Below are 24,333 nucleotides of genomic sequence, written 5' to 3' on the forward strand. Positions count from 1 at the left end.
GAGCCTCGGAAAACGTGGGATGGGATGGTGGTTCATGCTAACGGATCACTGTTCCTTGGCGCGGAGCCAGTTCTGGAGGATCTGGGCGGCCTGGTAGGGCTCTTCCTTCACTTTGTTCATGAGTTCCACCTGCCGGATGGTCTGGTTCTGGATCTGGGCGCGGTGGACCTCGGCGATCTGGTTGATGGTTTCCTCGGCAGTGGAAATCGGCTCGAAGGAGGTCTTCTTCTCGGGCTTCAGCATCTTCATGAGGGGGCGTACCACAAAGAGGAGGAGTGCCAGGAAGCCGAAGCCGATGAGGCCGTTCTTGAGGAGCGAGAGGAAGATCGGCGCGTTCCACCACTGGCTCCCCTCGTCGGTGCCCGCCTCGGCGGTATCCTGGAACGGGATGTTCGCCACCGTCACCTGATCACCCCTGACGGCGTTGAAGCCGACGGCGCCTTTGACCAGAGCCTCAATCTGTTGGAGTTCGGCGGGGGAGCGGGGGGTGTACTTGGGCTTGGCGTTCTTGCCGTCCTTGCCGACGGCCGGGGCGTCGTACTTGCCGTCCACGAGGATCGCCACCGACACCTTGGAAAGGGCTCCCACCGGCTCGATGGTCCGGGCCGTGGAGCGGCTCACCTCGTAGTTGAGGGTTTCATCGTTCTTGCTTCCGTTAGGGCCGGTGGCGCCGCCGGCGCCGGCCGGGGTGCGGCCCAGGTTCGTCTGTGCCCCCGGGACTCCCGCCGTGGCGTTGGCGCCTCCCATGCTCTCCTCGCTGCGCTGCTCGCTGCGGACCACGGTTTCGGGGTCGTACTTCTCCTCGTAGCGCTCCACCTGCCGGAAATCGAAGACCGCCGACACGCGGGCCACCGACTTGCCAGAACCGACCGCCTTGTCCAGGAGCGACTGGAGCCGCTCCTCGGTGCCCCGCTCGTAGGTCCGCTGCACCTCCTGCATGGAGGCGGTCATCTTGCCGGCGGCGTCAGTGGGTCCATTCTTGGAAAGGAGCTTCCCCTTCTGGTCGAGGACGGTCACGTGCTCCGGGTTCATCCCCTCGATGGAGGAAGCCACGAGATGGACGACCCCCTGAACATCACTGTCATTGAGTTGGCGATTCCCCTTCACCTTGAGCACCACCGATGCGGTGGCGGGCTTCTCGTCCTCCTTGAAGAGGGCCTTTTCAGGAATTGCCAGGTGGACCCGAGCCTGCTCCACCCCGGCGATCTGGCCGATGGTCCGGGAGAGTTCCCCCTGGAGGGCCCGCTGGTAGTTGAGCTTCTGGACGAACTCGGTCATGCCAAAGTTTTTTCGGTCAAAGATCTCGAAGCCGACCCCGCCCCCCTGGGGAAGCCCTGCGGAGGCCATGGTCAGGCGCAGATCGTAGACCTTGTCGGAGGGGACCAGGATTGCCTTGCCGTCGGCGGCGATCCGGTAGGGAACCTTCTGCTCCTTGAGCTTGGTGACGATCTCGCCGGCATCCTCGGTGGTGAGGTTGGTGAAGAGGGGCCGGTAGTCGGTCCGGTTGGCGACCATTATCAGGAGGGCGAAGGCGATGATCGACACCCCCACGACCCCGCCCACGATCCACCGCTTCGCGGGGGGAAGGGCCATGAACGGCTCCAACAATTTTTTCAGACCTTCAGGCATTTATGACTCCGGGTTAAACCTTATAGAATTCCGCTCTTACCGTGAGCGCTCAAAAATGCCCAGATGCTAGGCGCCCGAACCCGAGGAGTGAAGCGTAGCACAGCCACGCCGCAGCGAACGAGGGTGAGAAGAACAACGCAGATGGGCGTTTTTCAGCGCTCACGCTCACCTACACCTGCATCCGCATGACTTCGTTGTACGCGTCGATGGCCTTGTTCCGGACCTGGCCCAGGAACTGGAAGGCAAGGGACGACTTCTCCATGGCGATCATCACTTCGTGGAGCCCCTGGGACTCTCCGGTGGCGAGGGCCTGAACGGCCGAGTCCGACTGGGACTGGAGCTCGTTCACCTTGGAGACCAGCTCGCCGAAGAATTTACCCGCGTCGCCGGCCATGTTGGCCGGTTTGGCACTTTTCGCGCCGATTTCGGGAAATGCCTGACCCAGGCCTATACCGCTTTCGATTCCGTCTATCACGACTCCCTCCTGAAAAACTCTAGCGTTTCACTACGTGCGGCCGATAAACTTCCATAGGGTGCCTGCGTCGCACCCTTTTTTTTACGTCAAAAAAATGAAACCGATTAGCGTGACCCGAGTTCCAGGGTCTTGAGGGCCATACCCTTGGCGGCCTGCACCGCCGTGACATTGGCCTCGTAGGCCCGGGTGGCGGCGATCATGTCGGCCATTTCCTCCACCACGTTCACGTTGGGGAGCGCCACGTACCCCTGGGCATTGGCGTCCGGATGGGTGGGGTCGTACTGGAGCCGGGGCGGGTTCTGGTCTTCGATGACCTGGGTCACCTGGACCCCTGCGGGGCTTGTGCCGCGCCGCATCCGCTCCATGGCCGCCTGGAACTTTTCGGCAGCCGGGGTCGCGGCAAAGACGGCGTCCTTGCGCTTGTAGGGACCGCCCTCGGCGGTGCGGGTGGAGTTGGCGTTGGCGATGTTGGAGGAGATGAGGTTCATCCGCGTCCGCTCGGCAGAGAGAGCGGAAGAGCTGATCTGCATGGCGCTGAAGAAATCCATTATTTATTCTCCCTGATAGCGGATTTGATTTCGTTGAACTGCTTGGAGAGGATCTGGATCGAGGCGTTGTACATGATCTGGTTTTCCGCCATGCGGGACATCTCCGTTTCCAGGTCTACCCCGTTATAGTCCTTGCCGGGGGAGAGGGAGGAGGTATCAATCACCGTCCCCTGAACCTGCTGGATGGAGTTGCTCTGCCCCTTGAGCGGGATGTGCTTCGGATGGGTGATGGCCGGGGTTCCCACCTTTTTCCCCTTGAGGGCACCCTTGAGCTCATTTTCGAAGGAAAGGGCCGTGGGGGTATAGTTGGGGGTCTCGACGTTGGCCAGGTTGGCGGAAATCATGGTGTGGCTCCGGGAGCGGAGATCGATGCTCTTGGCCAGAAGATCCACCGTGGTTCCAAATATTTTGTCAATCGGCATTGGGGTCCTCCTTGTTCCTACGCAACCTGTTCAGCAAAAGGCGTACCAGAGAAAGAAGTCAGGAGTCAGAATTCAGAATCCAGAATTTTCAATGTCTTTCATTCTGACTGCTGACTCCTGACTTCTGAATTCCAAACCTTCTCTTTAGTCACTATTTTGACAACTTCACCTGCGTCGCCAGTTTCTTTTTCAGCTCCATGTCGGCCAGGGCCTGGGCGGCCATCTGCTGCCAGACGGGGTCTTTCCCCTTGTCGGCAACCGCCTTGAAGTGGCCGGCGGCCTCGTCGTTGCGCCCCTCAAGGCGGGCAATCTCCCCCATCTTGTAGAGGAACGGGTCCCGCTGGGCCTCGGGGGCCGCGGTACTCCCGGCCCGGAGGAGTTCCATGGCACCTTTCCGGTCACCCCTCGCAAGCCGGGCCGAGGCAGCCACGTAATGGGCGTCGGGCGCCAGTTCCGACGTCCCCCCCCGCTGTCGGAGTTCTGACAGGAAGAGGATCATGGCCCGCTCCGCGTCTTTTTTGTTGCCCGCGCTTTCCAGGGATTTGCCAAGGATGTAGTAGCTTTCCACGTCATCGGGACGCCCCTTGCCCGTCAGGAGGGGGGCGAGCCGCGCCGCTACCTTGGGCAGATTTCCCCGGCTGTAGTCGAGGGCCGCCACCCGCTCCCGGTACCCCTGGGCCAGGGGATGATCGGGAAAGCGCCTCAGAAAGTTGTCGGCTGAATTTTCCAGCAAGGGGATGTCGCCGGTCCGCTCCGCGGCCTCGATGATCCGACGGTAGAGTTCGGGTGCCTGGGGGGCGCTCCAATCCTTGCCGGCCAGGTACGAGAAGAGCTCCGCTTCTTCCGAGAAGCGTCCCTGATCGGCAAAAGCGATGACGAGGCTGCGCACGAAATCGGGATCGGCGATGCACCTCCCCAGGTAGTCCCGGTTCTCCTGGGCCAGCGTGATGAGGGCAGGAAAATCCTTGGCCTGAATCAACACCCGGACCATCGGCACGATGAGCTCTTCCCGCATCCCCCGGGCGACGCTTATGTAGGTGCCCCGGGAGAACTTCTTTTCGTACTCGGAGACGAGGGCGAAGCCGTCCGGGGCCTCGCCGAAGAGGGCGGTAAGAAGCGCCGCCTTGAAGAGCGACTCCTCACGGAGGGAAAAGTCGCTGTTCCGGTTGATCTCCAGATACTCGTCCACGAGCCCCCTGAAGGTGGCCGGCTCGATCGTCATGAACTTGCGGTCGGCAAGCTTCATCCGTGCCTGCCACTTCGCCTTGTTGTCCGGGAAGTTTTCCGCGACAGTCCGGTAGATGGCCTCTGCCGCCATCTCCTTCCCCTGGCGGGAAAGGATGTCGGCCAGCCTCACCAGGAGCACCGGCGCAAACTTCTTGTCGGCAAGGCTCGCAATGAGGCGTCCCAGCATCCTGCGCCCCCCCTCCAGGTCGCCGCTGCGGACTACGGCATCGGCGTAGGCAAAGGCCGTTCCTGGCGACTGGGCCAGGAACTCGGGCAGGAGCTTTTCCCCCTCCCGAAAGTCCCGCAGGGCCTCGCCGTATTTCTGGAGCATGGTGCGGGCCTCGCCAAGACGGTAGTAGGCCAGGGCTTTCACCGGCGATTGAACGGTGACGATGGGGGCAAATATCCTTTCGGCCTCGCTCCCCTGCCCCCGGTAGAGGGCAGCCTCGCCGGCGAGAACGATATCCACCTCCTCGGGGGTGAGCACTTTCTGGAGGACGCGGCGGTCGGTGGGTACAAAGGGGATGTCGCTCTTCACCGGAGGATCGAAGCGCGAGACAAGCTGCTCGACCCCAACCTTGATTCCATCACGCCCCTGGGCGAAGGGAGAGGTGCGGGAAGGGGCCAGGCGGCTCCCCACGTCGAGGGTGAGCGCCGCCACTCCCGGCATGGCGATGGCCCTCACTCCGCGGGGATCACCTTTGACACCCACGGTGACGAGGAGATCCCCCCGACGCCTGGCAACGGCGCAGCCGGCAATGTTGGGGTCGCTGTAGGAGCGGAGCCGCTTCCATCGGGCGCCGTCGGTATCCCGCAGCGTGACCCGCACCCGGTTTCCCGCAAGAGGGGTCAGCGTATAAGCCGGTTCCCGATCGAGCTTGAGCATAAGCCGCGTGAATCCGCTTCGGGGCCTGACGTCAATGCGGCGGAGACGGTTCCGGTCGTCGGCCCGGCCAGGATCCGCTGTCGCCAGGATGGTCAGGAGCAGGAGGGCGCAGCCGAGGGCTGTTTTCAGTAATCTGTTCACGGTCATGACACCTTGAGTGAAGTCCGGGGCGCAATCCCCCCATCACGAACGGCAAAAGTCGTGCCGTTACGGCGAGGCGTCAAACAGGGGGATTCGGGACGATAGAGAGGGGCGAGGGGAAGGGTGACGTCAAAAGAGGTCCGTTTATGTCACAATTTTGACAAACGGGACCAGGGTGGAAAATCATGCGGCGTTCAGGAACTTTTCCACCTTGGCCAGCACGTCGTCCTCCTGGTAGGGCTTGAGGATGATGTCGCGGGCGCCGTACCTGACCGCCTTGAGCACGGCGGTGCGGGTCCATTCCCGGGCGCACATGATGATGGGAAGGGTCTCGCCCTGGGCGATGGCCTTGATCTTGATGCAAAGGGACATGTCGCGGTCGTCGTTATTGTGGATGCCGAGCACCACGAGCCGTACGCCCCCCTGGGAGAATATCTCACGGATGTCGGCATCGAGCCGGGCTTCCACCAGCTCGAACCCGCGGGTTTCCAGGAGTTCCCGCACCATCTGGCGATCGGTCTCGTCGTCTTCGAGGATGAGGACCCTGCGGGCGCAGCTTTCCACCACGGCAGACGCCGCCTCGCCCTCTTCGGCCACAGGAGCGACCACCGGCGTTGCGACGAACTCCTCCTCAGCAGCAGCCGCCTCATCCCCCTCTTCGCTGTCGCTGCCTGAGTCTTCGGGAACCGGTTCAGGCTCTTCCGCCGGCGGATCGAAGAGTTCGGCAAGCCCCCGCGGCATGAGGATGTCAAAATTCCCCATCTCCAGCCCCGGCATCTCCATGCGGGCGCGGAACATGAGATACTCGCCGTCGGGAATCGGTTCGGTGTCGGTGATCTCGGTGGTCTCGGGGACAAACTTCTTGGGGGGAACTACCTTCAGGTGAACCTTGTTCTCGAAGGCCGGCTGGAAAACCGTGTTGAACGATCCGATTGCCTGGTTGATGATCTCGGAGAAGGCGTCGGCGTCGTCAGTCTCCATGATGGCGAGGCGGCGCTTCTCGTTGATGCGGGCAGAGGGGATGCCAAGGAGGAAACCGCTCATGCAGATGGCGTCCCGCAACCCGAAAACCAGGTGGAACGTGCCGGGGTACTCACCGCTGGCCGTTACCTCCGCCACGAAACAGACCTCGTCCAGGTCGCAGAAGTAGGTGGCCCGGTTCGTGGCGATGATGTCGGCTTCGCCGATGGTGAGTTCCTGCCCCAGAAGCATGCCGCTGTCTTCGGCGGTCTGCTTCAGGGCGTTATCGATGATGGAGGTGAGATTCGTAAACCCATCCATGGATCAAGAGGCTCCTGCTGAGATCTATGCTTCCTTCTGCAGTTTCAACCCCACGAGGAACCGCTGCGACTCGTTGACGAAGGGAATGATGACGCAGTCGCTGTCGGCCATGGCGTTCAGGGTGTACTCCTCGCCGGATATGACCGTCGGGACCGAAAGGTGGAGGTCCATCCCGCCTTTGGAGAGGACCATCTTCACGTAGCCGCCCAGCATGTTGGCAATCTCCCCCAGGGCGTCGTTCACATCCTCGCCCACTTGGTCCACCTCCATGCCGAGCATGTTTGAGGTGATCCGCAGGGCAAACTCCAAGGGACAGTGAATGGAAAGGATTCCCGAATAGGTACCGGCAAGCCCCACCATCCCGGTGACGCTGCAGCGGAATTTCGTAACCGGCTCCTGGAGGGGGTACTGGTCCTCCAGCTCCATCATCACCATGGTGTTGAATACTTCCTTGGTGGCATCGATGATGAAGCCGGCAACCTGCTCCTCGGTAAGCCTGGTCGCTTCGGCCACACCGCTCGCGAGGGTCATAGGAGGCCTCCGAGCTTCTCGTTGAGCTGGTCCGGGGTGAAGGGCTTTTTGATGCTGTCGCTGGCACCGTTTTCCAGAGCCTGTTTGAGGATGTCCTCGCCACCCTCGGTGGTGATCATGACGATGGGGGCCTTGCAGCCGTTGGCCCGGGCCTGCTTGATGAACTCGAGGCCGTCCATGTTCGGCATGTTGATGTCGGAGAGAATGAGGTCGACGCTTTTGCCGGCAAGGACATTGAGCCCCTCGATGCCGTCGCCCCCCTCGAAGATCTCGTCCACGGGGAGACCCGCCTGACGGAGCGAACGGGAGATGATCTTTCTCATGGTTGAGGAATCGTCCACAATGAGTACGTTGGCCATGCCTTTCTCCTTCCGTTTCTACTATAACCGATAGAGTATGCCGGGTTGCCCCGACGAGTCAGAATATTGAACCGTTCGTCAAAGGAGCCCGGAGGAACGCAAGAGGCAGGCCATGTCGGCGGTCGCCCGCACGGAACGGTCCGCCGCCGCTGCAAGCTGATCGTCGCATTGACGCACCGGTGCCGTCTCCCACCCCCCGATGGCCATTTCGATAGCCAGGAGATTGGCCGCATCCGCCGATTCCTCGATGGTGCGAAGCACCTCCTCCATCCCTCTGACCGTTGCCCCCGCTTTGTTCACGTGTTCCCTCACCGGCCGCGGGAATACCCCCGGGCATCCGTGTCTCATGCACGGTCCGTTCCACAAAAGCTTGAAAGAAGAGAAATTCCGGAAGAAGGGTCGAGCGGCTACATCACTCCCTTGCCGTTGAAGAAGACGCCGTACTTCTTGTCGTCGCCCTGGATATGCTTGGAGAGCCAGTCCCGCAGGAAGGTCATGACATTCTGGGTGAGAACCGCTTTCCCGTCCTGGAACTGTTTCTGGAGGTCAAGAACCTGCACGACAAGGGCGTTGTGCTCCTTCTTGTGGATCTCGAGGTCGGCGTAACCGTACTGCGTCATGAGCCGTTCCTCGGCGGCGAAATGGGTCTGCGTGTAGGCGATGAGCTGCTTGAGGATGTCCCCCACGACCAGACTTCCCTTGCCGGCCTTCATGGCGTCAAAGAGCTGATTCAGCATTTCGACGAGCTTCTTGTGCTGATCATCAAACTGTTTCACTTTCACACTCAGGCTGTCGTTCCAGGTAATGAGCGCCATAGAGGTATTGCCTCCTTCGTCATGGTGATCGCACGGCGTCGCCGTCACGTACTACTATCAATCGACCAACGGAAGGTAAACTTTAGAAAAATAAGAGGGCGTATCTGGAAGGGTTCAGCGGAGAATGGGTAAGCCGTTGCGGTACCAGCCAACGATGCCGTCGGCCATGTTGTATACCTCCCGGTACCCTTTCCGGGAGAGGAAACCGGCCACGAGCCCCGAGCGGGAGCCCACGGCGCAGTAAACCACGACAGGCCGGTTGCGGGGGATCTCGCCGATGCGGCGCTCCACCTCGTTGATGGGTATCAGGACCGCTCCCTGGAGCCGCCCCTGGCCGAATTCTTCGGGAGTGCGAACGTCCAGGAGAAAGACCTTCTTGTTTGCGGCGAGGAGGCTCTTCGCCTCAGAGGCCTTGATGTCGCGGTAGCCGGCCGCCAGGACCGTGACCGCCAGGGCCAGAACGATCATCGGGAAGATGGCAATCTGTTTCATGACCATGAGTGACTCCGTTTTCGTTTCTTACACTTCGATAGTGTATCCCACGTGGGCCGGATGGAAGCGGCCCGGGAACTCCTGGTGGAGCCGGGCCGCGGCGGCGAATCCGGTGCAGTGGCTCCCGAGGATCTTCCGCACGCCATACCCCCTGAGGGCCGCCACCGTCTCGTCCAACTGATTCTGGCCGCAGAAGCCGAGGTGAGTTCCGCCGATGACGGCATGGATCTCGGCCACGCCGGTGGCCTCCCGGGCCCACTCGATGGTGTTCACGAGCCCCGCGTGGCAGCATCCGAGAAGGAGCACGAGCCCCCGCTCCGTCCGGACAATGAGGGACTGGTCGTCGCGAATCGGGTCCGCGTCGCACCCCGCATCGTCACAGAAGAGCCCCGTGTCCCCCCTCTCGAAGGGGGCGGTGCGAGGCACCTCCCCCGTGAGAAAGAGGCCGGACCCCACCTCCCGGAACTGGTCCGAAAAGGAGAAGCGGGCCCCTTGGCCCCGAAGAAACTCCTCGGCATAGGGAATGCCGATGGAAAGGGCTTCGCCGGTGTCCTTCACGCGATAGCGCCGGGCAAAGATCCCCGGATGGGCCAGGATCTCTTTCCCCCCGCAGGAGGAGAGGAGTCCCCAGAGCCCGCCGGTGTGGTCATAGTGGCCGTGGGAGAGGGCCACCGTACCCACCCGGCGCAGGTCCCGGTTCATCCGCTGGGCATTGGGGAGGAGCCCCTCCCCCCGGCCGGTGTCGAAGAGGAGCGCGCCCCCCTCCCACTCCACCAGGGCGGAGAAGCCGTGCTCGCCGATGGTGCCGGCGATGGGGCCCACGGTGTTGTCGCAGAGGATGGTGATCCTCCGGGTCATTTACGGCAGCATTCCGCGGGAAAGCGCGGCACTCCCAGTTTCTCCAGGATGGTAATCATCGGGCACCAGTTGGTGAACCCCGACTGGAGGAGGTTCAGCCCCACGAAGGCGGTGAACCAGAGCCAGTTGATGCTGTGGTAGTTGGCCAGGAGGAGCGAGATGAGGATGAAGCTCCCGGCGATGATTCTGAGCATGCGATCAATGTACATTGTTTGTTCTCCTTACGTGTGCTACAGGGCGGCCAGCACCCGCTCCATCTTTTGCCGCACGGCGGCGGCCACTTCGGTCAACTCCGCGTTGCCGATCACGCCGAGGGCCGCCACCGGGTCCATGACCATCACGACGGTCTTTCCGTCGTCGTCGGTGTAGACGCAGACGTTGCAGGGGAGGAGCGTCCCGATGTTCAGCTCCCGCTGGAAGGCCTCCCAGGCCATGGCCGGGTTGCAGGCCCCGAGGATAATGTAATCCCGGAAGTCGCGGCCCAGTTTCTCCCGGAACTTCTCGGTCACGTCGATCTCGGTGAGGACGCCGAACCCTTCCTTCCCCAGTTCCTCCCGGACCCGGGCCACGGCCTCGACGTAGCCCATCCCGACCGTCTTGCCGAATGCGTACGATGTCGTCAGTTCCATGTCAAACCTCCCTGTTTCCTTGGAGCGATCCTCGTGACCGCCCCGATTCTACGACGCCAGAAGTTCCGCCATCTTTTTCGCCACCTCGCCCGTCAGGACGGCACACCCGCCCCTGTCCTTGGCATTCTTCGTGGCGATGCGGCAGCAGGAGGCGCCGTACTCCTGCTTGAACCACTCGTGGAGCTCCTTCGTGACCCGCTTAAGCTTGCGCTTGTCATCCTTGAGGACAAAGCCGAAGGCCATGGTGCCGCCGGCCACGGCGCCGCAGACGCATCCCACGCCGGAACCGCCGCCAAAGCCCGACGCGGCCCCCACGACATCCTCGGGCACCGACGGGAAAAACTGGTTGCGGGCCGCCATAAGCACCGCCTCGGCGCAGTGCATCTTCCCGGAGCGGTAGAACCCCTCCGCCTCGATCCCCACCTTCTCGGCCACGGACTCGTCAGCGGGAGTCACTTGTTTCTTCTGCCAGAACATTGAACCTCCGGTTATGAATTGATTTTCTGAACGCCCTGTAGGGGCAATTCATGAATTGCCCCTACGATACGGAAACACCCTTCCGGTGGCGCTCCTTCCAGTCTTCAACCATATAATAGAGTATTGGGATAGTCACCCGAGAGAGGGTCGTAGAGGCGATCTCCCCGAACATCATGGCCAGGGCGAGCCCCTGGAAGATGGGGTCGAAGACGATGACGAAGCTCCCCACCACCACCGCCGCCGCAGTCAGGAGCATGGGGCGGAACCGGACCGCTCCCGCCTCGATGATGGCCTCGTCGAGCGGCAATCCCTCCCGCCGCTTCAGCTCGGCAAAGTCGATGAGGATGATGGAGTTCCGCACGATGATCCCGGCCAGGGCGATGAAGCCGATCATGCTCGTGGCGGTGAAGAAGGCGCCGAACAGGGCGTGTCCCGGGAGGATGCCGATGAGGGTGAGCGGAATCGGCGCCATGATGACCAGCGGCGTGGTGAAGTCCCGGAACCAGGCCACCACGAGAAGGTAGATGAGGATCATCACCGCCCCGAAGGCGAGCCCCAGGTCCCGGAAGACCTCGTAGGTGATATGCCACTCACCGTCCCACTTGATGCCGGGGCGCTCCTCGCTCCAGGGCTGGGTCGCGGCCCGCTGCTCGATGCGATACCCTCCGGGAAGCTCTATCTTGTCGATCTCCTTCTGCATCTTCAGGATGGCGTAGACCGGCGCCTCGATTGTCCCGGCCACGTCGCCGGTGACGTAGACCACGCTCTTCAGGTTCTTCCGGTAGAGGGTCTGGTCCTCGATGCCGGTGGAGACCCGCACCAGCTGCGACAGGGGGACATTCCCCCGGGGGCCGGGAACGTAGATGGAGGAGAGGGAGGCCACGGAGCTCCGCTGGGCCACGGGGAGCCGCAACGTGATGGGGACCGGTTCCTTCTCCGCCGGCAGGTGCATGATCCCCGCATCCATCCCCGCCAGGGCGATTCGCAGGGTCTTCGCCACGTCCGCCACAGCGATGCCGGAAAGGGCCGCCTTCTCCCGGTCCACGGCGAAGGTGACCTTCTGCTGGTCGTCCTCCACATACCAATCGGTATCCACCACCCCGTCCACCTTCTGGTAGATGGCCTTGATCTTCCGGGCGATGTCGAGGCGGGTCGCCTGGTCGGGGCCGTAGACCTCGGTGACGAGGGTCGAGAGGACCGGCGGCCCCGGCGGCACCTCGGCCACCTTGATGCGGGCACCGTGGCGGTCGGCCACGGCCTTGAGAAGGGGGCGAATCCGCTTGGCCAGGGCGTGGGACTGGTCCGTGCGCTCTTCCTTGTGGACGAAATTCACCTGGATGTCGGCCACGTTGGAGCCGCTTCGCAGGTAGTAGTGGCGCACGAGGCCGTTGAAGTTGAAGGGGGCGCTGGTCCCCACGTAGGTCTGGAAGTCGGTCACCTCGGGCACGGTGCGCAGCGCCTCGGCCATCTCGGCGGTCATGCGGGCCGTCTCCTCCAGGGGGGTCCCCTCGGGGGCGTCGATGATCACCTGAAGCTCGTTCTTGTTGTCGAAGGGGAGCATCTTCACGGTGACGAGCTTGAAGTAGATGAGGGAGCAGGCCACCAGGAGGAGCACCACAACCCCGGTCAGGAAACCGTAGCGGAGCTTCCGGTCATGGATCAGGCGCCCCATCCACTTCCGGTAGAAGGCGGTAAGCTTCGACTCCTCGGCCGGCGCCTCGCTCCCGAAGTGGGACTCCCCCTTCATGAGCCGGTAGGCGAAGTAGGGAGTGACCATGAAGGCGATGAACATGGAGAGGAGCATCGCCATGCTGGCACCCACGGGGATCGGGCGCATGTACGGCCCCATGAGCCCCCCCACGAACCCCATGGGGAGGATGGAGGCGATGACCGCGAAGGTGGCGAGCACCGTGGGGTTGCCGATCTCGTCTACGGCCCGGATGGCCGCCTCCAGGGGCTTGAAGCGCGTCGTGGTGAAGTAGCGGTGGATGTTCTCCACCACCACAATGGCGTCGTCCACCAGGATGCCGATGGAGAAGATGAGGGCAAAGAGGGTGATCCGGTTGAGCGTATAGCCGATCAGATTGAAGACCAGCATGGTGAGGGCCAGGGTCACCGGGATGGCGATGGCCGCCACGGCCCCGGCCCGCCACCCCATGAAGACGGCGATGAGGATCGTGACCGAGATGGCCGCCAGGAACATGTGGAAAAGGAGCTCGTTGTTCTTCTCCTTGGCCGTCTCGCCGTAGTTGCGGGTGACCGTCACCTGCACGTCGGAGGGGATCAGCTTCCCCTTGAGGAATTCCACCCGCTTCAGAAGGTCCTCGGCCACCCAGGTGGCGTTGGCCCCTTTCCGCTTGGCAACGGAGAGAGTGACGGCAGGATAGCTCTCGGCCCGGTTGCCGGAAATCCCCTTGTGGTCCGCTGCCGGCCCGAGGCCGAAGGAGACGTAGTCCCTGGGCTCCTCAGGGCCGTCCACCACGGTTGCCACGTCGGAGAGGTAGACGGGACGGCCGTCGCGGGCGCTCACCACAAGGCGCCTGGCGTCGTCGGCACTGGCGATGAAGCCGCCGGTATCCACGAGAAGCTCCCGGTTCCCCGCGTCGAAGGAGCCAGAGGAAAGCCGGGCATTCCCCCCCTGGATTGCGCCCATGACCTGGAGGGGAGAGAGGCTGTAGGCGGCGAGCCGGGCCGAGTCGAGGCGGACCGAGAGCTGCCGGCTGAGGCCGCCCGTGATGCGGGTCTCGGCCACGTTGGTCCCCTTCTTCAGCTCGTCGCAGAGTTCGCGCCCGAGGCGTCGCAGGGTCTGGCTGTCGTAGCGGTCGGACCAGAGGGTAAGGGTCAGGATGGGGACGTCGTCGATGGATTTCGGAACGACCATCGGCTCACCCGCCCCCGGCGGAAGCATGGTCCGCTTCTCCATCACCTTGTTGTAGAGCTTGACGAGGGACTTCTCCATATCCTCGCCCACCAGGAAGCGTACCGTCACGATCCCCATCCCCGGCCGACTCATGGAGTAGACATACTCCACCCCCGGAAGCTCCCACATGACCTTCTCGAAGGGGACTACCACCCGCTCCTCCACCTCCTTTGGGGTGGAGCCGGGCATGGGGAGATACACATCGATCATCGGCACGACGATCTGGGGCTCTTCCTCCCGGGGGGTCACGAGCACTGCGTAGACCCCCAGCAGAAGCGCGGCCAGTACGATGAGGGGGGTCAGTTTCGAATTGATGAACGCTTTCGCTATGTTTCCGGCGACGCCGAGTTTTTCCATTACGTGTACCTTATCCCATGTCCGGGAACGACCACCCGTGGCGCACCACGAGGATGATGCCAACAATCAGGAGCCAGACCGCCACAAAGCAGAGGAACCAGACAAGGTACCTCCTCCCGCTGCGGGTATCGTCATCGTCGCGACGCACTCAAGGCACCCCCCCACGGGTGATGGGAGCCGTGCTACCGGACTTCCGCTCCTTCGACAACCTTCTCCATGCCGCTCGTCACGACCCGCTCGCCCTCGGTGAGCCCCGTCAGGATCTCCACCCGATCCCCTTGGACCGCTCCGGGCTTCACGAGCCGCATCCGGGCGATGTTGCGCCCGTCAACCACCCAGACCGAGGTGAGGGCGCCCCGCTCCAGCACCGCCCCCCGTGGCACGAGGATCCCCTTCTTTTCCCCGGTGGATAAAAGGACCCGGCCGAACATCCCCGACTTCAGCCCCTTGCCGGCAATATCCACCTTGGCGGTGAAGGTGCGGCTCGCCGGGTCGGCGGCCGGAACCACCTCGGCGATGCGTCCGGATGCAGCCGCACCGGCGCCATCCACGGCCACCCGCACCGTGGCGCCCACCTTGGCCTTGGCCACCAGGGACTCGGGAACCGCCACCTCAAGGCGGTAGTTCCCCTCCTCCTCAACGGTGAGAAGCGGCGTGCCGGGGAAGACCGTCATCCCCCGCTCCACCTGTTTCGCCGTGACCACCCCGGTCAGGGGTGCGGTGATCCGGGTGTAGCCGGCAACGGCACCGGCGGCCCGGGCGCCTTCCCGCGCTGCGGCAACTCTGGCCTCGGCCCGGGCAACCCCCTGGTCGGCCACATCCTTGTCGGCACGCCGGTTATCCAGTTCCTGCCGCGTAACGGCCTCCTCCCTGAAAAGGTTGTGGTAACGTTCAAAAGTGGCGTCGGCAAGACGCTTGCGGGCCCGGGCCTCCTCCAGCCCACGCCTTGCCTCCTCCGCCGAGGCCGATGCGGCCGCCGCCTGGGCCGTGCTCTCCGTGGCCTCCAGGGTCACGAGAACCTTCCCCCGCCCGACCCGATCCCCCTCGACCGCAAAGACGCCGGTGACGGTACCGGGGATGCGGGCGGCGATCACCGCGGCATTGCGGGCCTTCACCGTCCCCACCGCTTCAATCCCTTCGGGGACCGTCACCGCGGCGACCTTTTCCACCGCGATCCCGGTCACGACAGGGGGTTTTTCTCTCTTCTCCGCTCCTTCCTTCCCCCCGCCGCAGCCGTAAAACGTCAGTACGGCAGCGGCGAAAAGGAGAAGGACGGTGATTGTCCGCATCCTCATGGTGCCATCTCCTTCAGGAATATGCCGGCGGTGTAATATATCCGGGCCGTTGCCAGCAGGTGGTCGGCCTCTCGCTCCACGAGTCCGGTCCTCGCCCGGCTGAGGGCCGACTGGGCATCCAGAAGCTCCACCATGGTGGCGAGGCCGTTGGCGAAGCGCTTGTTCACGAGCCGGGATCCCTCCTCGGCCGCCAGAAGCGCATGGCGCGCCACCTCCAGCCGTTTTCCCGCCTCGGCCCGGCGCAGAATGCTCTCCCGCACCTGGAGGTCCACTTCCTTGCGGAACTGCTCCAGGTACTGGGCGGCAGCGTCCCGCTCGGCCCGTGCCTTGGCCGCCCCGTGCATCCTTCCCATGCCGTCAAAGACCTCCCAGCGCAGGTTCACCCCGGCGCTCCACCCGTCGTTATCGCGACCGAAGGGAACATCCCTGTCGTTCATCTGCACGGACGCAGCGGCGTAAAGCGTGGGGAACCAGGCGCTACGGGCGAGCCCCACGGCGGCCGCGGCCCGCTCCACCCCCTTTTCGGCCCCCTTCAGGTCCCGGCGGTTGGCAACGGCCTGGCGCACGATCTCATCCTCGTTCAAGCGGAACGCCTCACCCGTCACATCCCCGCGGATATCGAGGGATTCCCCGGGTCCGCCTCCCACGGCGAGGGCCAGGCGCATTTTGGCCAGCTTCAGGTCGTTGAGGGCGGTGATGGTCCGCTCCTCCGCCTCGGAAAGGAAGGTTCTTGCCCGCAATTCGTCGGACTTGAGCCCGGTTCCCTCATGGCCGCGGACCGTGGCCACCCGCAGGTGCTCCCGGGCCTCTTCCACGTCCTTCTCGGCGGCAGCCAGGACAGCCTTTGCCCGCTGCACTCCCAGATAGGCTCCATAAACTGCGAACCCCACATCTTCACGGCGCCCCTCGAACCGGTACCCCATCCGCTCCGCCTCCCGCTCTGCCATCTCCCGACCGTAGCCGATCCCCAGGTCGAAGAGGGGCTGTTCCAGGGTAAGCGCCGTGCGGAAGTCATGGTAGGAAGAGGGAGTGTTCAGATTGCCGAGTTCGAAGTCGCTCGATGCAAAACGCCCCTGGTCCAGTTTCATCATGAAAACGCGGGTGGGAAGGTCCGAAGCGCTGAACGCCTCTTCCGCCACGATCCGGGGCAGGTACCGGCTGCGGCTCGCAGCCGCCCCCTCCACCGCCGCCTCTTTCTCGTAAGCGGCGCCGCTCACCAGGTGGTTCTGTTTCAGAGCCAGGATCAGGGCCTCGTTAAGGGCCACCGAGGGTTCGGCAGCCAGCAGGAACGACGGGGTAAGAACCAGTAACAATAAAGCGGCGGAAAAATACTTCACGGAACGTCCCTTTCTCCTTGATGTCGGCCAAATCTAGCAGAACGTAAAATATATGAATTTATATATATGTATTGCACTCGATTGTGTCAACCGTAAAAGTATACCGGAAGGAGATAATTTGTCAGAGCTCTCAGCAAACGCCCGGGGATTTCATGTGCGGAGTGGTTGGGGGGTGAAATGAATTGACAAGGGGGGGGGCGGGCCTTTAGACTCGGACCCCTGCTGAACTAGGGAGGATGACGTGCTGGACAAGGAAAAGTGGAAAAAGAACTTCAGGGCCATCCTCTCCCTCGACAGCCATCCGGGGCACATCGCCGCCGGCCTTGCCGTGGGGGTCTTCATCAGCTTCACCCCTTTCTTCACGTTCCACACGGTCCTGGCCATCGCGGCCGCCTTCATCTTCCGGCTCAACAAGCTCACCTGCATCACCGGCGCCTGGGTCAACACCCCCTTTACCGTGGTCCCCATCCTGGCGGCCAGCTACAAGCTGGGGCGGGTGGTCCGGGGACTCCCCCCCCAGGAGTTCCATTTCAAGGGGCTCCACTGGGCTTACCTGAAGAGCCACGCCGCCACCCTCATAGTGGGAACCTCCCTCCTCGGCTTTGCCGCCGCCCTCGTCTCCTACGCCCTCTGCTATTGGCTCGTGGTCCGCTTCCGGAAAAAGGATGAAACCCTTGCCACCCTTGCCGATGAGATGGAAGAGGTCGGCGAAGAGCTGGAATAGAAAAAGCGGGGACGATGCCCCGCTTTTTCTGTTTCCTGTCGATTTGTCACCCGCCACTGTTCAGCGGCAACTCCGCTCACTTCCCAAGAATAGGATTGAGAACCTGGTAGCAGACATAGGCCATGATCGCCGATGCCGGGATGGTCAGGACCCAGGCGACGACTATCCTCCCGGCCACGTTCCAGTTGACCGCTGTGAGGCGCTTTGAGAGACCAACGCCGAGAATTGCGGACGTGATGACGTGAGTAGTACTGACCGGCATCCCGATGGATGACGCCCCCAGAATGACCCCGGCCGAGGCGGTTTCGACACAGAAGCCGTGAACGGGCTGAAGCTTCACGAAGTCTTTGCCGACGGTCTTGATGATCCGCCACCCGCCGGCGGCGGTGCCGAGCCCCATGGCCACGGCGCAGGCAATCTTCACCCAGGTGGGAACAACGAAGGAGGAGAGGGCTCCGTAGCTCACCAGCGCCATGGTGATGACCCCCATGGACTTCTGGGCGTCGGCGGTGCCGTGGGAGAAGGCCATGAAGGCCGCCGAGAGAACCTGAAGTCGCCGGAAGTGTTTATTAATGGAATAGGGTGATGTGCTTTTAAAACACCAGAGCATGATGACCATGACGGCGAAACCGAGGAAGGTTCCCACGATGGGGGAAAGGACCAGGGAGAGGACGATCTTTTCGAGGCCTTTCCAGTGGAGGGCCGTCGTGCCGGCATGGGCGATCACCGCACCCATGAGTCCACCGATGATGGCGTGGGAGGAGGAGGCGGGGAGTCCGTAGTACCAGGTGATCAAATCCCAGACAATGGCGCCGAGGATCCCCGCCAGGACCACCATCTGGGTAACGTTGGGCGCATCGACGATCCCCTTGCCGATGGTGGCGGCCACCTTGGTGGAGATCATGGCGCCGGCGAAGTTCAGCACCGCCGCCATGATAATGGCGGCCCTGACGGAGAGTGCCCGGGTCGAGACGCAGGTGGCGATGGCATTTGCCGTATCGTGGAAGCCGTTGATGTAGTCGAACGCCAGCGCCGCTCCGATGACCAGGACGAGCATGATCAACGTGGCATCAAGCATTTTTCACCACCACGCTTTCCAGAATGTTGGCCGCGTCCTCGCACTTGTCGGTTGCCCGCTCCAGGGTCTCGTAGATCTCTTTCCACTTGATGAGCTGGATCGGGTCCTTCTCCTCGTCGAAGAGGCGGCTGATGGCCTCGCGGCAGACCCGGTCAGCCTCGTTCTCCAGGGCATTCACCTCCACGCAGGATTCGGCGATGTGCTCGAACTTGCCGCCGAGCTGGGCCACCGCCTTGGCAACCGCCTCGCACGACTTGAGGATGATGAAGGCGAGCTCCTTGGCCTCCGGGGTCGGCTTCTCCACGTTGTACATGATGAAGCGCTGCGATGATGCGTCAATCAGGTCCAGGATATCGTCCAGGGCAGCGGAGAGAGCATAGATGTCTTCCCGGTCCAGGGGGGTAACGAAGCTTTTGTTGAGTTTCTGGATGATGTCGTGGGTTATGTGGTCACCCTTGTGCTCCACGTCCTTGATCCGCTTCTGCATCCCCTGGGGATCGTCGTAGTTGTCGATCATATCCTTGAGGAGCTTGGCCCCCTCGATGATATTGGCGGTCATGTCCTTGAACAGGGCGAAAAATTTTTCTTCCTTCGGAATAAGGCCGAACATTGCTCCCTCCGCTTCTGGTGCGGCAGCAAAACGCCGCGGGTTTAAGGTCCAAAACAGATGAGACATAGCATAAAATCCCCCCACTGCCTATGAAATTATTACAACTGCGTTACAACTCCGTGTACTTCACTCCACTCTTTGACTTGTAGCGACACATCGGTTACGCTACGACGCTCACTTCAGGACGCCAAGGAGAAAGCAGTCATGAATCCCCTTCACGCAACAGTTCTCGGAGCCATTCAGGGTCTCACCGAAGTGCTCCCCGTCAGCAGTTCAGCGCACCTGATTCTCATTCCCTGGCTCTTCGGGTGGCCCGAATCGGGGATCACCTTCGACGTGGCCCTCCATCTGGGAACCCTCATCGCTCTCGCCCTCTACTTCCGCCGCGACATCGCCGAACTGGTCGTGAATGCCCTCTCGGGCCTCACAGGGGGGGCACACTCCTCCGCCACCCGGCTTCCCTGGTACATCATCGCCGGCTGCGTCCCCGCCGCCATCGTCGGAAAGACCCTCGAAGAGCCCATCGAAGCGATCTTCCGCGCCAACCCGGCCATTATCGCCGCTTTCCTGATCGGCTTCGGGCTTCTGCTGGCCCTGGCGGACACCCTCGGTTCGAAAAAGTCGCGCATGGACCAGATCGACCTCAAGAACGCCATGATGATCGGTCTCGCCCAGTGCCTAGCGCTCCTCCCCGGCGTCTCCCGCTCGGGGATCACCATCACCGCGGCGCTCTTCCTCGGCTTCAGCCGGGAAACGGCGGCCCGGTTTTCTTTCCTCCTCTCCCTCCCCATCGTGGCCGGAGCGGCGCTCCTGAAGGTGGGGCACCTGGTGCGGCACGGCGTTCCCGAAGGGGAACTGCAGCCGCTCCTGATCGGCGTCGGCGTCTCGGCAGTGTTCGGCTATGTGAGCGTCGCCCTCCTCCTCAAGCTGGTGCAGCGCTACTCGCTCTACCCCTTTGTCTGGTACCGGCTCCTGGCAGGGGCAGGAGTGCTACTCTTCATCTTCAACCAATAAAACATCCTGAGCCTCTTTTCATTATTTACCACCCATGCTACAGTTCCCGCTCCCGATCCGGCACCAATCAGCAGGGAGGAACGACCATATGGCAGGCGGCATCAAGGCGTGGCCCGAGGACGAGCGTCCCCGGGAAAAACTCATGCGACGGGGAAGTCCGGCCCTCTCCGACGCGGAACTTCTGGCCCTCATCATCCGCACCGGCGACTCGGTCAGCAGGCGGAGCGCCATCGACCTCGGCAGGGCGCTCCTTCAGGAGTTCGGCGATCTCCGGGCCCTGGCCGGCGCCACCGTGGGGGAGCTCTGCGCCGTGAAGGGGACCGGACCGGCCAAGGCGGCCTCCATCAAGGCGGCCCTGGAGATCGCGTCCCGCATCAACTCTGAGCGACTCATGATCTGCAGCGAGCGGTTCACCTCCCCCGAACAGGTCTACAACCACTACCACTATGCCTTTCGGGACCGGCGCAAGGAGTACTTCATGGTGCTGCTGCTGGACGGAAAGAACCGGATCATGCGGGAAGTGCAGATATCGGAAGGAAGCCTCAACCAGAGTATCGTGTAGAATTTAACCCCGAAACATTTCTTTAAAATGGTAGCCCTTGGGACACACAACTTGCCCAAGGGCTTTTTTTATTTCATTAGAGTTCAAGACTCAACCCCATCACTCCACACCCCCCCACAACACCTTATAATTACATATATTTCTCCCTGCGCAACATTAGGTAAAAATAATTTATTTTATCCCGAGTTTTTGGGTCTTCCGAACATAAATAAACATGTTCAAGACCAAGTCTGAACTGAACCTCGAAATGAACAACGCAGATCACTCCATCAGCAATGCTATGGGGCACTGCAACTAAACATTGAAAAATCACTATATCTACTTGATGGGAAAGGTGCATCTAAAATGAACATTGAATCTACATATTCATATACATACCAAGACCAGCTCCACAAGAGCTATAAGGACTTTATAATGCAGTGCGCACCGTTTTCGTACTTTATAACGCTAACGTTCAGAAATCGGCAATCCGAAGACGAAAGCAAGCGGCAGATAAACTTTCTGCTTCATTTGCTTAAACAAAAGGTATTGGGAAGGAAATCAGACGGAGAGTATTTGAACGGATTTTGTGCTTTTGAAAAACATCGCTCTTTTGCAAACAATGAACTGCACTGTCATATTCTTTTATGTTCTCATGACAAACTGGACTGTGAGGGCAAAAAGCCCTTTTCTGAGCACTTTTATGAGTGCTTGGGGAAGGTCAATGTTCAGTACGGGGTGCTTCATGGAAAGGACATTCCGCAGGTCAAAGCCTTTGCCAAAAATTGTTGTGATATTACTGTAATTTATGACTTGGATGGTCTAGTTAGCTATTTCACAAAGACCTTTGAAAGGAATTTGAACTTAGATGCTTTTCAACCAATAGGCAAGTATGGAATACAATAGGAGAAGGATATGCTAAAGCCTTATCGACAATCTCTTTATCATTGCAAGAAAACAGGGACCAACAAACAGCGCCTCAGTATTTATGTCCCAGAAGACACGATGCAGAAGCTGGAGAATTGGATAGCTAAAAATGAATCAAAAATGACTCCTGGTCAAGCAATTACAGACATATTGTCAATGGTGCTATAATTACATTTTTTGCCATACGCTAACTATATAAATTATATAATTTTATTTTTTGTCTTGTACCTGTTGCTGTTAATAAATTGCTTGAATGTCATAAAATTTTTGAGTATGGATGTATCAGACAATGAAATGTCCTTACTTCTTTTGGTTTCCGCGCAGTTATTGCACGATTTTTCTTGATGGTCGACATCCGTACCAGAATTGCAGTCACAATTACCTGTAATACTTTTCGTATCCAGTTTTATGTCTTTATTGCCCACCTTGCCCCTCCACTGAATCAAATTGTTAGTAGCAACGGCAAACCGTCGTTGCTTTAACTGTATTTATCGTATTTCTTGTGGGCAAATTTACCTTATACAGCCTGACATGGTACTGGACCATGCAGCGGGCAAGCGTTAAACTGGGGATATTCGTAACTATGCGGGAGCCGACGCGGGGGATTCTTGGAACAGTCCAATGTTACGGATACTATGATTACCAGCTGTCCGAAAACTTGCCAGTGCAGCGGATACCGAGTATCCATGTGTTATCGGAGGAGCAGTTCTTCCGGGGAAAATATCCCCATGAGCTACTCCTGCCACACCGAGGGACAGTCGGGAATACACGAAGGGCGATAACCTAGGGGAATATCGGGTAACTGTCTCTTTTCGACTTGGCAGCAGCAGGACAGGGACAATATAAATCAAGCAGTCAAAACTGCTGCACGAGCAAGCACAGTTCTATCAATTTCAGCCTTCCATTCGGGAGCATGCAGGTCCGGTCGGAAACCGGTGCAGATATTCAGCAGTTCCCGGATTTCTGCAACCCTAACATTGCCCGAACGGAACATGGCTTCGAACAGTGTCTTAAACTGGGCTATGGTCAGCGGAATAATGTCCAGTCCCATTCTATTATCGTCCCGGTCATACCAGACGCCGATACGGAACGTTTCAGCGGTATTGCTGTCAATCTTCTTGGCAAGGAACAGCCCATAAACCGGCTTATTCTGGGCAGCATACCGGACAACCTCGTCTGCTACATGCCGTCGGACTGGTTCCCCTTCAGCAGCTTCCTGCCGGGAATTCTCCGTCAGAGTGACCTCAACGACGACCACAAAATCCTCAAATTCAAACAGCAGGTCAGGACCACCGCCCGGAGCCGGTCCAATAGGCAGGAAGTCCTGATCAATTTTGAACCGGCGAGCTTCGTAAGGACGGTTCATAAGGCTATCAATGGCAAGGAACGCCCGCCATAGCGTCCACTCGAAGTATGCTGGAGCTTCCGCCTGTGGAATGGCAATAGCCTCTTCATCGTCATCGCCACCACGACGCCTACGCGGATTGATAAGCAGGTCCATATACTCCGCTATCTCATGCCATTCTTCCCCTTGGCGGTTCGCATATTCCTCTTCATTCATCCGGGACAGGATATCTTCGGCTTCGTGCCGGACAATCGCTATATCGGCAGCAGTATCAACCGTTCTTCCGGTAATGTTGAACTGGACACCCCGGCGATTGACTTGAGCAACAAGGTCGTAAAGGACTATCCGAGCCGTATCACGGTTATCAGTCGGCAGCGTAGCGCCGTTGCACAGAGAAGAAACAAGCCGAAGGTCATTATCCGGAAGGGCAATATCCGCCACCAGCTGTTCAACAAAGACGTGTTTCTCCGGAACAATAGCAATCCCTCGTCCCTTGCTTTGCACAAGACCGGTAGCTTTCAGATACCGGAAGTTTGTATCTGCATAATCCCGGAATGTGCCCGGAGCATACTGATGCTCCACACCAGCGGCATTATAGCTATCTTGGTCGAAACGCCGCTTGTTCTGCGCTTCACTGCGTGCAGCGCGGAAAGTCAGTATCTGGTCAACGATTTCAACCGTTGGCGCTTCTGTGGCGGTAAGTTGGACATACAGCGCCATTTCCTGAAAGTTCAGCCTGCTTTCACCGGTCCGACGTTCCAGTTCCAGCAGCACCGCCAAGGTATGACGTAAAGGGGAAAACAGATTGTAGGTGTAATTTGGTTCAAGAACCGAAGGAATGTAATATGCTGCCAAGGACCGCAGGAAGCATTCCTGAATGCCGGAAACGCTTTCCGCTTCCACCAGTCGGCGACCGTTTGGGGTAATGATAAACGGTCTGCCCAGTTCTTCCTGTGCAATCCCGGCTCGTGTTGGAAGCTCCGGATAGATAAAGCCAAGCTGGCTCAATGCCGCCCGCCACTTGCGTCCCATGTCGGATACGTCTGCATCCGGTCGGATAATATTCACTACGCCAGCGTGGTGAAGTTCCCAAGCGAAACGGATTTCGTTTTCACGTCCCTTGATATTTCCGTCAAGGTTCGAGGTCGCTAATGCTAAAAGACCGTCGCGCAACCTGAATGGATTACGGACGGTCGTATTGCCAAGGTACCAAGGTCTCATTTGACAACAGTCAGAAGACGGAAAAGTTTCTGTTCCATTTTCACCAACGGTTGCAGCAGGTCATAAGCGTGCTCCACCAGTATCATGTCGTCTGCCTTGTATAGTTCGGTTACAGATTGGCGGGAAAGGTCAAGCGCCTGCTGCGCCGCTTCCAACTTCTCACGGTCTGTTAATAACATATTGCCTCCTGAACC

Annotated in this window: 26 protein-coding genes and 1 pseudogene; 4 read left to right on the forward strand and 23 right to left on the reverse strand. The window is 60.2% G+C overall.

Annotated elements, in window-relative coordinates; genetic code table 11:
* Nucleotides 1-45 precede the first annotated feature (45 nt).
* From fliF to GMET_RS15685, 19 genes are all read right to left on the reverse strand, one after another.
* A complete protein-coding gene (gene fliF, locus GMET_RS15600; RefSeq protein ID WP_011366144.1) occupies nucleotides 46-1,629 on the reverse strand; it encodes a flagellar basal-body MS-ring/collar protein FliF in 1,584 nt (527 codons plus the stop codon).
* A gap of 169 nt (nucleotides 1,630-1,798) precedes the next feature.
* Nucleotides 1,799-2,104, reverse strand: a complete 306-nt coding sequence (gene fliE, locus GMET_RS15605; RefSeq protein ID WP_004514288.1) for a flagellar hook-basal body complex protein FliE — start codon at nucleotides 2,102-2,104, stop codon at nucleotides 1,799-1,801.
* Between the two features lie 104 nt (nucleotides 2,105-2,208).
* Nucleotides 2,209-2,652: a flagellar basal body rod protein FlgC gene (gene flgC, locus GMET_RS15610; RefSeq protein ID WP_004514289.1), complete on the reverse strand. Its 444-nt coding sequence runs from the start codon at nucleotides 2,650-2,652 to the stop codon at nucleotides 2,209-2,211.
* The gene (gene flgB, locus GMET_RS15615; RefSeq protein WP_004514290.1) at nucleotides 2,652-3,074 is read right to left on the reverse strand and encodes a flagellar basal body rod protein FlgB; all 423 of its coding nucleotides are present in this window, start codon (nucleotides 3,072-3,074) and stop codon (nucleotides 2,652-2,654) included. The genes flgC and flgB overlap by 1 nt, the downstream gene beginning before the upstream one ends.
* Nucleotides 3,075-3,225: 151 nt before the next feature.
* Nucleotides 3,226-5,334, reverse strand: a complete 2,109-nt coding sequence (locus GMET_RS15620; protein WP_004514291.1) for a tetratricopeptide repeat protein — start codon at nucleotides 5,332-5,334, stop codon at nucleotides 3,226-3,228.
* A gap of 177 nt (nucleotides 5,335-5,511) precedes the next feature.
* Nucleotides 5,512-6,609, reverse strand: a complete 1,098-nt coding sequence (locus GMET_RS15625) for a response regulator (protein WP_004514292.1) — start codon at nucleotides 6,607-6,609, stop codon at nucleotides 5,512-5,514.
* A gap of 24 nt (nucleotides 6,610-6,633) precedes the next feature.
* A complete protein-coding gene (locus GMET_RS15630) occupies nucleotides 6,634-7,140 on the reverse strand; it encodes a chemotaxis protein CheX (protein WP_004514293.1) in 507 nt (168 codons plus the stop codon).
* Nucleotides 7,137-7,499, reverse strand: a complete 363-nt coding sequence (locus GMET_RS15635) for a response regulator (protein WP_004514294.1) — start codon at nucleotides 7,497-7,499, stop codon at nucleotides 7,137-7,139. The genes GMET_RS15630 and GMET_RS15635 overlap by 4 nt, the downstream gene beginning before the upstream one ends.
* Nucleotides 7,500-7,577: 78 nt before the next feature.
* Nucleotides 7,578-7,847 carry a hypothetical protein gene (locus GMET_RS15640; RefSeq protein WP_004514295.1) on the reverse strand — a complete coding sequence of 90 codons (270 nt, stop codon included), beginning with the start codon at nucleotides 7,845-7,847 and terminating at the stop codon, nucleotides 7,578-7,580.
* A 59-nt stretch (nucleotides 7,848-7,906) separates the two neighbouring features.
* Nucleotides 7,907-8,314 (reverse strand): bacteriohemerythrin, encoded by a 408-nt coding sequence (locus tag GMET_RS15645; protein WP_004514296.1) that lies wholly within the window; start codon nucleotides 8,312-8,314, stop codon nucleotides 7,907-7,909.
* A 114-nt stretch (nucleotides 8,315-8,428) separates the two neighbouring features.
* Nucleotides 8,429-8,812 (reverse strand): rhodanese-like domain-containing protein, encoded by a 384-nt coding sequence (locus GMET_RS15650; protein ID WP_004514297.1) that lies wholly within the window; start codon nucleotides 8,810-8,812, stop codon nucleotides 8,429-8,431.
* Between the two features lie 21 nt (nucleotides 8,813-8,833).
* Complete coding sequence (locus GMET_RS15655) at nucleotides 8,834-9,664, reverse strand: MBL fold metallo-hydrolase (protein ID WP_004514298.1); 831 nt, start codon at nucleotides 9,662-9,664, stop codon at nucleotides 8,834-8,836.
* Nucleotides 9,661-9,873 carry a YgaP family membrane protein gene (locus GMET_RS15660; RefSeq protein ID WP_004514299.1) on the reverse strand — a complete coding sequence of 71 codons (213 nt, stop codon included), beginning with the start codon at nucleotides 9,871-9,873 and terminating at the stop codon, nucleotides 9,661-9,663. Before GMET_RS15660 ends, GMET_RS15655 begins: the two co-directional genes overlap by 4 nt.
* A gap of 21 nt (nucleotides 9,874-9,894) precedes the next feature.
* Entirely contained in the window at nucleotides 9,895-10,293 is a 399-nt protein-coding gene (locus tag GMET_RS15665; protein ID WP_004514300.1) for a DUF302 domain-containing protein, read from the reverse strand.
* Nucleotides 10,294-10,341: 48 nt separating this feature from the next.
* Nucleotides 10,342-10,770, reverse strand: coding sequence for a C-GCAxxG-C-C family protein (locus GMET_RS15670; RefSeq protein ID WP_004514301.1), 429 nt, complete (start codon nucleotides 10,768-10,770; stop codon nucleotides 10,342-10,344).
* A 61-nt stretch (nucleotides 10,771-10,831) separates the two neighbouring features.
* Nucleotides 10,832-14,047: an efflux RND transporter permease subunit gene (locus GMET_RS15675; RefSeq protein ID WP_004514302.1), complete on the reverse strand. Its 3,216-nt coding sequence runs from the start codon at nucleotides 14,045-14,047 to the stop codon at nucleotides 10,832-10,834.
* A 10-nt stretch (nucleotides 14,048-14,057) separates the two neighbouring features.
* Complete coding sequence (locus GMET_RS18870; protein WP_187148457.1) at nucleotides 14,058-14,195, reverse strand: hypothetical protein; 138 nt, start codon at nucleotides 14,193-14,195, stop codon at nucleotides 14,058-14,060.
* A 34-nt stretch (nucleotides 14,196-14,229) separates the two neighbouring features.
* Nucleotides 14,230-15,342 carry an efflux RND transporter periplasmic adaptor subunit gene (locus GMET_RS15680; protein WP_004514303.1) on the reverse strand — a complete coding sequence of 371 codons (1,113 nt, stop codon included), beginning with the start codon at nucleotides 15,340-15,342 and terminating at the stop codon, nucleotides 14,230-14,232.
* Nucleotides 15,339-16,679 (reverse strand): TolC family protein, encoded by a 1,341-nt coding sequence (locus tag GMET_RS15685; protein ID WP_004514304.1) that lies wholly within the window; start codon nucleotides 16,677-16,679, stop codon nucleotides 15,339-15,341. Before GMET_RS15685 ends, GMET_RS15680 begins: the two co-directional genes overlap by 4 nt.
* 241 nt (nucleotides 16,680-16,920) lie before the next feature.
* On the opposite strand from GMET_RS15685, the gene GMET_RS15690 reads away from it, so the two are divergent.
* Entirely contained in the window at nucleotides 16,921-17,403 is a 483-nt protein-coding gene (locus tag GMET_RS15690) for a DUF2062 domain-containing protein (RefSeq protein ID WP_004514305.1), read from the forward strand.
* 76 nt (nucleotides 17,404-17,479) lie between these two features.
* Here the strand turns inward: GMET_RS15690 and GMET_RS15695 are convergent, their stop codons facing one another.
* A complete protein-coding gene (locus GMET_RS15695; protein ID WP_004514306.1) occupies nucleotides 17,480-18,481 on the reverse strand; it encodes an inorganic phosphate transporter in 1,002 nt (333 codons plus the stop codon).
* On the reverse strand, nucleotides 18,474-19,091 hold the full coding sequence (locus tag GMET_RS15700; RefSeq protein ID WP_004514307.1) for a DUF47 domain-containing protein: 618 nt from the start codon (nucleotides 19,089-19,091) through the stop codon (nucleotides 18,474-18,476). Before GMET_RS15700 ends, GMET_RS15695 begins: the two co-directional genes overlap by 8 nt.
* 204 nt (nucleotides 19,092-19,295) lie before the next feature.
* Here GMET_RS15700 and GMET_RS15705 point away from each other — a divergent pair, with 204 nt between their 5' ends.
* The 3 genes and pseudogenes from GMET_RS15705 to GMET_RS15715 all read left to right on the forward strand — a co-directional run bounded on the left by GMET_RS15705 (nucleotide 19,296) and on the right by GMET_RS15715 (nucleotide 21,552).
* On the forward strand, nucleotides 19,296-20,105 hold the full coding sequence (locus GMET_RS15705) for an undecaprenyl-diphosphate phosphatase (protein WP_004514308.1): 810 nt from the start codon (nucleotides 19,296-19,298) through the stop codon (nucleotides 20,103-20,105).
* Between the two features lie 88 nt (nucleotides 20,106-20,193).
* A pseudogene (locus GMET_RS15710) lies at nucleotides 20,194-20,664 on the forward strand (UPF0758 domain-containing protein); the annotation flags it as partial.
* A gap of 513 nt (nucleotides 20,665-21,177) precedes the next feature.
* Nucleotides 21,178-21,552, forward strand: a complete 375-nt coding sequence (locus GMET_RS15715) for a hypothetical protein (RefSeq protein ID WP_238378949.1) — start codon at nucleotides 21,178-21,180, stop codon at nucleotides 21,550-21,552.
* An 868-nt stretch (nucleotides 21,553-22,420) separates the two neighbouring features.
* On the opposite strand, the gene GMET_RS15720 is transcribed toward GMET_RS15715, so the two are convergent.
* Entirely contained in the window at nucleotides 22,421-24,091 is a 1,671-nt protein-coding gene (locus GMET_RS15720) for an AlwI family type II restriction endonuclease (protein ID WP_202943490.1), read from the reverse strand.
* A gap of 44 nt (nucleotides 24,092-24,135) precedes the next feature.
* Complete coding sequence (locus GMET_RS15725) at nucleotides 24,136-24,318, reverse strand: hypothetical protein (RefSeq protein WP_004514313.1); 183 nt, start codon at nucleotides 24,316-24,318, stop codon at nucleotides 24,136-24,138.
* Nucleotides 24,319-24,333: the final 15 nt, after the last annotated feature.

This window comes from Geobacter metallireducens GS-15 (assembly GCF_000012925.1).
Classification (GTDB): Bacteria; Desulfobacterota; Desulfuromonadia; order Geobacterales; family Geobacteraceae; genus Geobacter; species Geobacter metallireducens.